We start from the raw sequence: 11,980 nt of genomic DNA, 5'->3' as shown, positions 1-11,980 counted from the left end.
AACAAGACACCTCTACTTTAGCATAAAGAAAAAGTAGTGAGTACTCTCTCCCGTCGGAGATTTCCTCACTACTAATCTTAGTATGTTTTTTTAGTTTTATAAATGTTTCTTCGTTGACATAAGATTTCGTAGTATCTGCATATCTTCCATAATATGTATAAATCTGTCCATAATGAATAACAGGGTATCCCTTTTCAACAAAATCTTTCTTTTGAAGTCCGTTCCCTCTAATGAACTCACAAACCTCACCCAACTCTTTCCACTCCACACCGTTTGGACAATGCTCTTTAAGTAATTCATCAATATAAGTCATCATCTACCTCTCCCAACTACTGCGGTAGAAAGGCGGCTGCCTTTCCTTATTCCCAACTTTGAACAGTCACTCCCCTGACTGTTCAAACATTCCACACCATCTGGACAGAGTTCTTTCAGTAATTCATCTATTTTCGTCATTCTGTCCCCTTTTCTTGTGCGAGATGCTCTAAGTTTTTAATCTGATCAAGGTAGTCTTTTTCCACTTGGCTAAGTGTTTTCGACTGATATTTTTGGTATTCTGCAGTGACTTTTTCAGTCATCTGTTTTCGAGACACCTTCCCTTTATCTGTCAACAAATCCTCACCTGTGGCAGTCAAAATATTGTCCACATGGGTAACCCAATCTTTCATGGTCATGACTTGTTCACGCATGGCTTGTCTCTCAGCAAAGTCTAAATATCCTGAAACCAGCTGGTTCAGTCCTTTCAACTCTTTTTCAGATAGATAATTCTTAGCTACCTGAGCTTCCGAAAAGGTTGGTAGTTCTCCCTTAAAAGTGGTTAAACCCAAGAATTCTTTTTCGCTATCTACTCGGTTATAAATCAACTCGCTAGCCGTATGATGATGGATGGCATAATGCATCTTGTTTTGAACTGTTGCAAAAAAAGCCTGCGCCTCTTTGCTTTTGGCATTATAATCACTTGATGTGGCAAAAAGATCTAAAATCTGACGATAAAACACCTTTTCACTAGAACGGATGTCACGGATTCTTTCAAGTAATTCTTTGAAATAACGACCGCCTCCTAGGTTCTTCAAACGGTCATCATCCATGGCAAAGCCCTTAATCAAATATTCCTTAAGGATGGTAGAGGCATAGTTTCTAAACTGTCCCCCACGTGGTGAGCGCACTCTGTAGCCGATAGCTAGAATCATATCCAGACTATAATAAGCTGTTTGACGAGACTGTGTTTTCCCTTTAATAGCGCCATGTTGAGTGGTTGTCAACCGATAGTTGACAACCACTTTTTCATCTAATTCTTCATCTTCAAAAATCGCTTTGATATGCTTACTGATATTTTGCTTAGATGTTTGAAAAAGCTCTGCCAATTCCTGCTGAGTTAGCCAAACTGTTCCATCTTCTAAATGCAATTCAATACTTGCTTTACCGTCATCAGTTCGATAAATAATCACATCATTCGTCATATCCTAGTTCCTCAACAATTTTGTCAATTTCTGCTCGTAACTGATCAATCTTCTTGACTGTTTCTTTAATTTCTTGATTCAACACCTTAATATCAATTTTTTCACGAGTATCTTCTTTTTCGACATAGGTGGAAACAGAAAGATTGTAATCATTTTCAGCAATCTTTTCCTGACTTACTGATAAGGCGAAATAATCTTCTGATGCTTTGCTATCAAAAGATTTTAAAATACGCTCAATGTTATCAGATGTCAACACATTGTTATTGGTTTCCTTCTTGAATTCCTTACTAGCATCTATGAAGAAGACATCCGTTGTTGGCTTATTCTTAGCCAAGATGAGAATACAAGTTGCAATAGATGTTCCAAAAAAGAGATTATCAGGCAGTTGGATAACAGCCTCAACAACATTACTATCAATGAGATATTTACGAATCTTAGCTTCTGCACCACCACGGTAAAAAATCCCTGGAAAAGTAACAATCGCAGCGCGCCCTTTTGAAGATAGGTATGACAGACTGTGCATGATAAAGGCAAAATCAGCTTTAGACTTAGGTGCCAAAACGCCTGCTGGTGCAAAGCGGTCATCATTGATAAGAGTTGGATCATCACTACCAACCCACTTAATAGAATAAGGTGGGTTTGAAACAATAGCATCAAAAGGCTTATCATTACCATGTTTAGGATCTAGTAGTGTATTCCCTCTTTGAATATCAAATTTATCATAGTTGATATTGTGCAAAAACATATTCATACGTGCCAAGTTATAAGTCGTCATATTGATTTCTTGACCGTAAAAACCATCTTCTATGATATGCTCCGTAAATTGTTTCTTAGCTTGAAGGAGAAGAGAACCTGATCCACAGGCTGGATCATAGATTTTGTTAATCTTATTCTTCTCGTCTTTTCCTAGCATAACAATTTTAGCTAATAACTTTGAAACAGACTGAGGAGTGAAAAATTCTCCGCCTGACTTACCAGCATTGGAAGCATAATTTGAAATGAGATACTCGTAGGCATCACCAAAGAGGTCAATCTGGTTATCCTCAAAACTACCAAAATTGAGACTAGCAATTCCTTCTAAAATAGCTACTAAACGTTGGTTATTTTCAGCAACAGTATTCCCCAAGCGATTGCTTCTTGTATCGACATCATCAAACAAACCCTTAATATCATGCTCACTAGCATAGCCAACGGCACTTGATTCGATAGCGTCAAAGATTGTCTTTAATTGTGTATTAAGGTCTTCGTTATCCTTTGCAGAGGCTACAACATTTGAAAAAAGATGACTTGGTTTGATAAAGTATCCCTTTGTTTTAACCGCATCATCTATGATATCTTCTGTGATTAATTCTTCTGGAAATGAAGCATAATTGACTTCTGGATCGCCACCTTCGATGTAGGTAACAAAATTTTCACTGATAAAACGATAGAAGAGAATACCTAAAACATATTGTTTAAAGTCCCACCCGTCAACAGCACCACGAACATCATCTGCAATTTTCCATATATTGGCATGTAATTCCTGCCTTTGCGCTTGTTCTGACATTACCACTACTCCTATTATTAGTCTTACTATTATAACATGTTCTACATTAACAGAAAACCAGACCAACTCTCCGCAAAGCTATTACCAGCAAAGCCAGTTCATCAATCGCTATCTTCAGAAAAGAGCAGCTCCAAATCCTTCTTCGTCTTGCCATCCACTTGAGAAATGACCTGAGCCAACTGTCCCTTCTTGATAAAGAGAATTCTATGGCACAGTTGGTCGATGAAGTCCAAGATGTGAGACGACAGGAGAATGCAGGTGCCTTCTGCCGCCAAGCGACGAATCCACTCCTGCATAGCTCTTATCTGCTGTGGATCCAAACCATCGAAAGGCTCATCCAAAAGCAGAACTCTAGGTCGATGTAAGATACTAATGATAAAATTGAACTTTTGCTTCATCCCTTTGGATAACTGATTGATAGCCTTGTACTTGGCATCCAAGAGATTAAAGTCTGAAAGAAGGTCATCAATCTCCTCTCGGCTGATAGCCAGATGTCTCACCTTGATAACAAAATCAAGATTTTCTTTGATGGTCAAAAAACTGTAAAGACTAAACTGGTCAGATAGATAACCAATGTCATTCCTGTAAAAAGAGGTCCCTACTGGCTCACCGCAATAGAAAATCTCCCCACTGTCTCTAGGAGTCAGGTTGGAAATCAAGTTAAACAAGGTGGTCTTACCTGCTCCATTTTGTCCAATCAAACCGATAATCTCTCCTGCTTCTCCTTGAAAACTGATCTTTTTCAATTCAAAATCAGAATTGTCATATTTTTTGCCGATATTTTGGCAGTCTAATAAGATAGTCATGATATTATTCCTCCAACTGCACGATTCTTCTTTCCATAAGAACTCTCAAAACCAGAACAAGCACTATAAAAATAAGGAGCATATAAAACGTATTGAGAGAGAAGAAGGATCTGGTATTTGCCATGTAATAAGCACTTATCATGGACGTGCCTAAAGATATCACTATCGCTGAATACTGGGCAAGATTACTTGTCCCCTGATCCAGTCCTAAGAGAGTCTCCTTTTGTTTTGGAAAAAGAAGGCTGGTGAAGAAGAAAAAGAGTGGCTGTAAGGCAAATCCGAAGGTATAGGCAAACAAATAAGCCAAAGTCTCCTCCAAACTCGTTGCACAAAAAATCAGAAAGCTAATCAGATAAATCACATAGAATGGAAGACTTAAGACGTAAGCAAGGTAGAGCTTGTTCCTAACCTTGTAGCGGATAAAGTCACCCATGTACCTTTCTCTTCGCATCCGTTCTCCTTCTAAATCGTAACTGTAATAGTAGATAAGACCAATCTGTATGATCATTAGAAGGGCTAGCGGTAGGTAGGTGTAGGCAAGCCCAATGACATTAAAATGATTTTGATTGTCAGTCAAGGGAATTTCTGTCCTGATTTTGACTGTTAGATAAATAGCTAAGAAGAGACAAGCTATGGGAATCAGTAGTATAGCCAAGGGTGCAGAACCATTCTCATTCAAAGCAATCTTGAACTCCATTAGAAGTGGTGCGTTTGTCACCTCTGCCTTGACTATAAGGCGCTTCAAGAAGAAGACAAGACCAAGCACAAGTAAGCACAGCAGCGCAACAAGAACGAATAACCTAGAATCGACATCTAGCAGTCGTCTGATGTTAATAATCAAAACGACAATCGTCATGGTCTGAAAGGTCAGAAACTTAGACACAAGAGTTAAAAGATTGCCAGGGATAGCCAACAAGTGGTATCTCCAAATAAACACAAGCGGCTGAATCGCCAGCAAGCATAGATCAATAAGAAGAATTGGTAAAAAGAGCTGAGGATATTGAAAATAGGAAATTAGTAAAATCGTCAAAGAATAAATCAGGTTAGATAGAAAGACTCGCATAGAAGAGACAATATCATTTCCCCTAGCGTATTCTTTCTCTGAAAAGCCGACAAGCTGAAAACTTCTCTTGCTAGCCCTATCCGACAAGATTCTCTGTGTCACGTCCAAACCATTGACACTATTAAACAGCAAGGGGAGAAAACCAAAGAAGAAAATCATCTGATTGCTGGGATTGACCACAAAAAAGATAAGGGCGAAAAAGAGTGGTTGCAAGAAGCTGTCAAACCAGTCCAGCACCCAGAAAGCCTTAAGCGTGAGTGACATTCCTCTCAGTTGATTTTGTATCTGATAGTAGCTGTATAATAAAACTCTTTTCATATCCATTTCAAGTCTCCTTTACATACTCTCTTCTCCCTACTTTTACACTATAATCATACCACATAAGAGTTAAAAGTTTGAATATTTGCAATTTTTTAAAACAGAATTAATCCAGTTTTCTTTTCAACAAAAAAGTGATGTCCACCATGAAGTGACATCACTTTAAAATCAGGCTGATTCTGAAATAATTTTTAATCAGATAAATTTTTATCCCAAAACGAGGGCGTCGTCATTGAGGACTTGGCCACTGTTTTTATGGAAGAGGTCCATGAGCTGTGCGACGGTGAGGTTTTTCTTCTCCTCACCACGCACATCAACGACGATTTTACCGTGATAGAGCATGACCAAACGGTTACCGTATTCAATGGCATGCTCCATGTTGTGGGTAATCATGAGGGTTGTCAACTCTTGTTCTTCAACGACCTTGCGAGTCAAGTTCATGACCATGTCGCTGGTTTTAGGGTCGAGAGCGGCTGTGTGTTCATCCAAAAGCAAGATTTTAGGACGGACTAGAGTCGCCATAGCAAGGGTCAAGGCTTGACGTTGCCCTCCTGAAAGAAAGTTAGCATCAGTCTTCATACGGTCCTCAAGACCAAGTCCTAGACCAACCAAGGCCTCCTTGAAGAGCTTGCGTTCTTCTTCTGTGATTGATTTTTTGAAAAAGCTGCGCTTCTTACCACGACGGTAGGCGATAGCCATATTTTCTTCAATAGAAAGATTAGTGGCTGTTCCCATACGAGGATCTTGGAAAACACGGCTGATATCTTTAGAACGGACATCAACCGAGTCTTTACGAATTGAGCGACCGTCAAGCAAGATATCTCCTTTGTCAATCTCAACCACACCTGCAATTGAGTTCATCAAGGTTGACTTACCAGCACCGTTACCACCGATAACAGAGATAAAATCGCCTTGTTCGATATCAAGGTCCAAGCCACGAAGGACTGGATTTTCATTGATAGTTCCTTTTTCAAAGGTTTTTTGAATATTTTTTAACGAAAGCAATGCCATTAGTCTTTACCTCCTGGAGTCAATGTTTTTGAAGGTCTTACACCTAATTTTTTACGAACCTCAGGCACATAGAGGATGATTGCAAGGAGAATAGCTGACGCTAGTTTCAACATTTGCGCATCCACATTCATGGCAAGAATGATTACCAAGACCAGACGGTACAAGATTGAACCGAGGACGATTGACCAGAGACGTTTGCCGAGTGGCAAGTATTTAACGATAACCTCTGCCAAGATGATTGAGGCAAGACCGTTAACGATGGTACCTGTACCCATGTTCATATCAGCGTAGCCATTATTCTGCGCCAAAAGTGACCCTGAAAGGGCAATAAGACCGTTAGAAATCATGTAACCCAAAATCTTCATGCGGTCAACCTTGATACCGTTGGCTTCACCCATAGCGATGTTGTCACCTGTTGCACGAAGGGCAAGACCGATCTGTGTGTTCAAAAGAACAACCAGAAGACCAATTACAAAGGCAACAAAAACCAAACCGATCAAGATAACACTGTAAAGTTTAGACAAGCCAGTTCCCATGACCATTGTGACAAGAGTTGTCTGACCTGACAAGGAAACGTTTGAGCTACCCAAGACCAAAAGGTTGATTGAGTAAAGGGCTGTCAAGGTAATGATACCCGTCAAGAGGGCTGGAATCTTCATCTTGGTGTGCATGAAACCAGAAACTGCACCGGCCAGCATACCAGCTACAAAACCACCGATTGTGGCAAGTAGAGGATTGACACCGTTGACAATCATAATAGTTGTTGAAGCTGCACCCAATGGGAAGGCACCTTCAGCTGTCAAGTCAGCCAAGTCCAAGATACGGAAGGTGATGAAAACACCGATAGCCATGATAGACCAAAGAAGACCTTGAGAAATCGCTGACAAGACAATGTCAAGCCAACCATTTGATGAACTTGAACTTGATGATGTTGATGAGCTTGTGCTGCTTGTCTTAGCAGCTGTGCTTGATGCTGTCGTTGTTGTCTCTTCACTTTCAGTTGTAGTCGTTTCAGACGATTCTGATGTGATTGATGAGACATCGATACCTAGTGTCTTAGCCATATCTTCGTTGACAACAACGTCAAGTGTTTCTGGATATTCAGCAGCAACGTTGCTAACGTCCTCACCATTCATGATGCGGATGGCAAGTTTGGCAGTCTGACGACCTAGCGCTTCATAGTTGGCACCGTAGGTAAAGAGAACACCCTTATCAACAACGTCTGCTGAACCACCTACGACTGGAATCTTCGTTTCTTTTGAGAGATCAGTAACCAAGGAGATGGCTGACACGATTGTATTATCTGTTGGGATAAAGAGCACTTCTGTCTGGCTCATCAAGCTCTTCGCTGTGTCTTGGACATCATTAGTTGATGAAATCCCTTTGACAAGTGTTTCGATACCTGCCTCTTTGAAGGCTTTCTCTGCCTCTTCAACCTGAACTTCTGAGTTACGTTCATTGGTTGTGTACATGATACCGACTTTTTTAACATTAGGCATGACTTTTTTCAAAAGTTCTACCTGTTTAGCAATCGGAGACATGTCACTGGTACCTGTTGCCATACCACCTGGTTTTTCCATGCTTTCAACCAATTTAGCTGAGACTGGATCAGTTACGGCTGTAAAGAGAACAGGTACATCTGTTGTCAAGTTTGTCAATGACTGGGCTGCTGGTGTCGCAATTCCTAGGACAATGTCATTTTCAGACAGGAGACTGGTTGCAATAGTCTGCAAGTTTGACTGGTCACCTTGGGCATTTTCATAGTCGATGACGATATTTTTACCGTCCTCGTAGCCCTCGTCTTTCAATTCAGCAACGAAACCTTCACGCGCTGCTGAGAGTGATTCGTGTTCCACATATTGGAGAATACCGATATGGGTCACATCATTACTATTACTTGTCTGCGACGAACATCCCGCAAGAACAAGCACTGCCATCGCTGTTGCAGCAATGACTGTCAGGATCTTTTTCATTTTCCTTCCTCCACAATCCTTTTTTTGATGAGAGTGGGACAAAAATCGGTAATTCCGAAGGAACTCGATTTTTCAGCAAGTCTTCATTTTAGGTCGCTGACCTGAAACAGTCTATCCCCAGACTGTTTCACTCCCACCTCCGCACAGTTGAGTAGGGCTGTAAGAGTTGATTCATCAACGAATTAGAGCCCACTCAACCACTGCGTCTTGCAAATCAGACTACAAAAAATTATGAGTTCCTGGACTTTTTGCCCAGTCTCTTTTTAAGAAGATCACAAAACAAAAAACCAGCTAGATAATCTCTAACTGGCTCTTACCCTTGCACAAAAGAGCTTGCGCTCTCTTATCCTAACCAGTTAGATTCTGATCTAATCGGCTAGGTCCATCATAAAATGCTTTAGCTTCATAGATACAAACATAGGTGACGCTTGTATCTGATTCACTAATACAAACGTCTATCTAAAGAAACCAAAGTAGTAATAAGTATTAAGTTCTTCTCGTAATGACGTCTGTCTTAACATTTCATGCCTCCTTGTTTATGATTAGTTTAAGTTTACCCCTATTTAGGACAACTGTCAATACTTTTTTAAAATTCAGACAATTCCGCAAAGCAAAAACTCCTCAAAGGTTAGGAAGAGACCTTTAAGGAGTTAACAGTTAGCTGTGCATCTGCTGGAGCTTATTTTCCAAATCATCAATCAAACGATTGGCATTTTGACGTCCTCGGTAGATCCCATAGCTAAAGAGCATCATACCTAGGATACTAAGTGCGGTCAAGAGACATCCTCCAAGGAAAAGATGGGAATTTGTCTTATGGTAGAAATAGATCAGAAGGAGCCCTAGACCAGCAAGGATAAATAAGAGATTATACCAATATTTAAGGTTGCGAAGCATGTGTTTTTGGTAGGCTACTTCTTCTTCGTAGCCTGCAATAAGTTCTTGTTCTGTCATTAGTATGAAAGTCCTGGATTGAAGAAACCGAGTAGAACACCGACAAGTGAGATAACAACCAAGATAACCATAGTCCAGATAGCAGACACGTGTTTCTTAGACATTAACCACCAGCAGAAGATTGTCACAGCAACGGTCAAGAGTCCTGGGAAGATACTGTCAAATTGTTTTTGAAGATCTAGGAAGACCTTGCCGTTGGTATTTTTCAATTGGAGTGATGTTGTCACGCTAACCCATGATGCCAAGACCCCACCGACAACCATCCCACCGATGATACCGATAGCACGGCGAATTGCTGCGCCTTGTTTTCCGACAAGGAAGCTAACAGCCTGGTCACCCAATTGGTAGCCACGGAAGAAGAGGAAGCGTTGTCCAAAGTAAGCAAGCAAACTCCAAACGATGATGTAGAAGATTGCCCCTACTGGTGAACCATTTTGAGACATCCCTAGAGAGATACCCAAAAGGATTGGAATCAAGGTACCATCAATCAGGGAGTCACCGATACCGGCAACAGGTCCCATCAAACCAGCACGCATGTCATTGATTGTATCGCCATCGATACCTTTATCGTTAGCTCGCGCTTCTTCCATAGAAGTTGTGATACCAACAATCACTGAACCAAGCATTGGATTGGTATTGAAGAAAGCTGTATAGGCTTGAATCGCCTTATTTTGATCCTCTTGATTAGGATAGAGTTTCTTCAAGACTGGAAGCATTGATGACAAGTAACCAAAGGTCTGCATATGCTCTTGTGAGAAACAAGTGAGGGCACCCCAGAACCAGAGGTGGAATGATTTGCTTAGCGTTTTTTTATCTAATTTTTTTACATTTTCTTCCGCCATCTTAGATGTCCTCCTCTTCTTCATCGTCATCAAAATCTCCAGATGAGCCTCCTGAGCTTACAAGAACACGAGACCCTTTAGACATTTCAATTTCATACATGATAACTGCAAAGAGCATTGAAACGACAGTTACAGATACCAAGTTCAAACCAAGTGATGCACAAAGTGTGAAACCAACAAGGAATGGGATAAAGTCAGTCGCTTTGTTAACAATCTGGCGAAGCAAGATAGCAATACCCACACAAGGAAGCATACCACCTACTGTAAAGAGCGTTTTCATTGGAACCCCATCCATTGGAAGGGCATCACGAAGGGCAGTTACGGCAGTTGAACCAAAGTAAGTAAACAAAAGTGTTGGCAAGAATGAGAACAAGGCATGTGAAATCCATGGGAAACCGAAGTTTACAGCATAGAGTTTATCGAGTTTTCCACTCTTAACATCTTTCCAACCGATTGATTGCCAAACAAGGTTGAGAGTAGCGACTGCATAGTACATAACAGTACCAACAGTACCTACCAAGGTACCGATTGATTTTGCAAGGTCAGAAGCTGTACTTCCATTAGCATCAAGTCCTTGAGAAGCTACGGCAACCATAGCAAGCGGAATACCGATATAAGAAATAGCACGAACATCGGCAGAAACAGTTCCACCAGGTGTTACAAGGGCGATGTAAACCAACTGCATAGCTGCACCACAGGCAATTCCCAAAGGAATATTTCCAAGGACGATCCCGCAGACCAAGCCACCAACCAAGGGACGACCGATTGTGTAGTTCCCTACGGCTTGACCAGCCATATTGGAATTAGAACATAGGCAGGCAAATAATCCTAAAATAGCTGCCTGAAAAATAGATATTGTCATCAGACTCTCCTCCTAAATACGTCACATCAATTCTTTCAAAAATCTCTGTTTAGAATTCGAATTTTCCTTTAAATTTAGACCATTCACCCAAACGTTGGTCAGGAAGAAGAGCCAAGTCAACTGTGTAACCTGCTGCTTCAATAGCTTGGAAGCACTCTGCTTCTTCTTGAGTGAAGGATTGGTTATCACCAAGTTTGATAGAACCGTCACGGTCATTGGCTGGTCCTACGTTAACTGTTTTAACATCGCTTGGTTTAAAGCCCCAGTCTACCAAGATTTCCTTCATGTCTTGAGGATTTTTTGTGATAAGGAAGTAACGTGTATCTGAATTGAGCACCTTATCCTGAACTTCTTTGAAGTGTTCTAGGGTCCAGACAAAGGTTTTCTTACCTTCTGCCGCTGCTTTATAGGCTTCTTTCAAAACTTTGTTGCTTGCTGCCTTATCATTAACAGCGATAATACCGTCACATGGACGTTCTTTTCCCCAGCGAGTTGTGATAAGACCGTGAATCATGCGGTCGTCGATACGTACAAATGAAACTACCATTTTTAATCTCCTTTTTCTACATTAGCAAAGCTATTAAATATCATCGTCATCATCGGCTTCTTCATCATCTGATGAAGCCACCTTAAATTCTTGCAGGGCTGTTTGAGCTTCTGGCAGAACAGCCTGAACAAAGTCATCGCCATCCAACATATCCTTCATGACAGCCGAAGTGATCGCCATGGGAAGATTCATTCCTCCAAGTACAATCGCAGAGCTGAGCAAGCCTCTTTCCTCCAGAACACTGAGAGCCGTTGTCAGAGGACTTCCTCCGACAATATCTGCCAATACAATCACAGAATCCTCATCTGTCACAACTGAAATTGCCTCTTTGAAATCTGCTGCGAAAACTTCTGTTCCCTCACGCAAACCAACTGCAATAACCTGTTCCATCTTGTCACCAGCAAACATAGCTAACGAGGTCTTGAGCCCCTCAGCAAAACCACCGTGACTTACAAGAAGTAGATACTTCATTTGATTCCCTTCTTCCTTTTGTTTTATTGTCTTAATTTTACAAAAACATACTAAGATTAGTAGTGAGGAAATCTCCGACGGGAGAGAGTACTCACTACTTTTTCTTTATGCTAAAGTAGAGGTGTCTTGTTAA

11 protein-coding genes and 1 pseudogene are annotated in these 11,980 nt (G+C 40.9%); all 12 read right to left on the bottom strand.

All coding sequences use genetic code 11. From position 1 onward, the window contains the following. Positions 1–316, bottom strand: a pseudogene (locus JOC28_RS09365) (hypothetical protein); the annotation flags it as partial. A 133-nt stretch (positions 317–449) separates the two neighbouring features. Continuing rightward, positions 450–1,457: a virulence RhuM family protein gene (locus JOC28_RS09360; RefSeq protein WP_205010428.1), complete on the bottom strand. Its 1,008-nt coding sequence runs from the start codon at positions 1,455–1,457 to the stop codon at positions 450–452. After that, positions 1,447–3,003, bottom strand: coding sequence for a type I restriction-modification system subunit M (locus tag JOC28_RS09355; protein ID WP_205010427.1), 1,557 nt, complete (start codon positions 3,001–3,003; stop codon positions 1,447–1,449). The genes JOC28_RS09360 and JOC28_RS09355 overlap by 11 nt, the downstream gene beginning before the upstream one ends. Positions 3,004–3,104: 101 nt before the next feature. Beyond that, on the bottom strand, positions 3,105–3,809 hold the full coding sequence (locus JOC28_RS09350) for an ABC transporter ATP-binding protein (protein WP_205010426.1): 705 nt from the start codon (positions 3,807–3,809) through the stop codon (positions 3,105–3,107). Positions 3,810–3,813: 4 nt separating this feature from the next. Continuing rightward, positions 3,814–5,196, bottom strand: coding sequence for a hypothetical protein (locus tag JOC28_RS09345; protein ID WP_205010425.1), 1,383 nt, complete (start codon positions 5,194–5,196; stop codon positions 3,814–3,816). A gap of 201 nt (positions 5,197–5,397) precedes the next feature. Next, on the bottom strand, positions 5,398–6,201 hold the full coding sequence (locus tag JOC28_RS09340) for an ABC transporter ATP-binding protein (protein WP_205010424.1): 804 nt from the start codon (positions 6,199–6,201) through the stop codon (positions 5,398–5,400). Continuing rightward, on the bottom strand, positions 6,201–8,174 hold the full coding sequence (locus JOC28_RS09335) for an ABC transporter substrate binding protein (protein WP_205010423.1): 1,974 nt from the start codon (positions 8,172–8,174) through the stop codon (positions 6,201–6,203). The genes JOC28_RS09340 and JOC28_RS09335 overlap by 1 nt, the downstream gene beginning before the upstream one ends. Before the next feature lie 657 nt (positions 8,175–8,831). Continuing rightward, positions 8,832–9,125, bottom strand: a complete 294-nt coding sequence (locus JOC28_RS09330; protein WP_205010422.1) for a DUF202 domain-containing protein — start codon at positions 9,123–9,125, stop codon at positions 8,832–8,834. Then, on the bottom strand, positions 9,125–9,967 hold the full coding sequence (locus JOC28_RS09325) for a PTS system mannose/fructose/sorbose family transporter subunit IID (protein WP_205010430.1): 843 nt from the start codon (positions 9,965–9,967) through the stop codon (positions 9,125–9,127). The genes JOC28_RS09330 and JOC28_RS09325 overlap by 1 nt, the downstream gene beginning before the upstream one ends. Before the next feature lies 1 nt (position 9,968). Then, positions 9,969–10,829: a PTS mannose/fructose/sorbose/N-acetylgalactosamine transporter subunit IIC gene (locus tag JOC28_RS09320; RefSeq protein WP_205010421.1), complete on the bottom strand. Its 861-nt coding sequence runs from the start codon at positions 10,827–10,829 to the stop codon at positions 9,969–9,971. Between the two features lie 49 nt (positions 10,830–10,878). Next, entirely contained in the window at positions 10,879–11,376 is a 498-nt protein-coding gene (locus tag JOC28_RS09315) for a PTS sugar transporter subunit IIB (RefSeq protein ID WP_205010420.1), read from the bottom strand. 33 nt (positions 11,377–11,409) lie between these two features. After that, entirely contained in the window at positions 11,410–11,847 is a 438-nt protein-coding gene (locus JOC28_RS09310; protein WP_205010419.1) for a PTS sugar transporter subunit IIA, read from the bottom strand. Positions 11,848–11,980: the final 133 nt, after the last annotated feature.

The sequence above is a fragment of the Streptococcus loxodontisalivarius genome (genome assembly GCF_016908645.1).
Taxonomy (GTDB): Bacteria; Bacillota; Bacilli; order Lactobacillales; family Streptococcaceae; genus Streptococcus; species Streptococcus loxodontisalivarius.
The sequence above is the reverse complement of the archived record's forward strand: the minus strand, read 5'-3'. Positions and strand labels throughout refer to the sequence as shown.

Excerpts from the sequence above, each read along its gene's own strand:
- JOC28_RS09315 (WP_205010420.1), bottom strand. The coding sequence starts at position 11,376 with ATGGTAGTTTCATTTGTACGTATCGACGACCGCATGATTCACGGTCTT.
- JOC28_RS09325 (WP_205010430.1), bottom strand. The coding sequence starts at position 9,967 with ATGGCGGAAGAAAATGTAAAAAAATTAGATAAAAAAACGCTAAGCAAA.
- JOC28_RS09335 (WP_205010423.1), bottom strand. The coding sequence starts at position 8,174 with ATGAAAAAGATCCTGACAGTCATTGCTGCAACAGCGATGGCAGTGCTT.
- JOC28_RS09310 (WP_205010419.1), bottom strand. The coding sequence starts at position 11,847 with ATGAAGTATCTACTTCTTGTAAGTCACGGTGGTTTTGCTGAGGGGCTC.
- JOC28_RS09340 (WP_205010424.1), bottom strand. The coding sequence starts at position 6,201 with ATGGCATTGCTTTCGTTAAAAAATATTCAAAAAACCTTTGAAAAAGGA.
- JOC28_RS09355 (WP_205010427.1), bottom strand. The coding sequence starts at position 3,003 with ATGTCAGAACAAGCGCAAAGGCAGGAATTACATGCCAATATATGGAAA.
- JOC28_RS09330 (WP_205010422.1), bottom strand. The coding sequence starts at position 9,125 with ATGACAGAACAAGAACTTATTGCAGGCTACGAAGAAGAAGTAGCCTAC.
- JOC28_RS09360 (WP_205010428.1), bottom strand. The coding sequence starts at position 1,457 with ATGACGAATGATGTGATTATTTATCGAACTGATGACGGTAAAGCAAGT.
- JOC28_RS09320 (WP_205010421.1), bottom strand. The coding sequence starts at position 10,829 with ATGACAATATCTATTTTTCAGGCAGCTATTTTAGGATTATTTGCCTGC.
- JOC28_RS09350 (WP_205010426.1), bottom strand. The coding sequence starts at position 3,809 with ATGACTATCTTATTAGACTGCCAAAATATCGGCAAAAAATATGACAAT.
- JOC28_RS09345 (WP_205010425.1), bottom strand. The coding sequence starts at position 5,196 with ATGGATATGAAAAGAGTTTTATTATACAGCTACTATCAGATACAAAAT.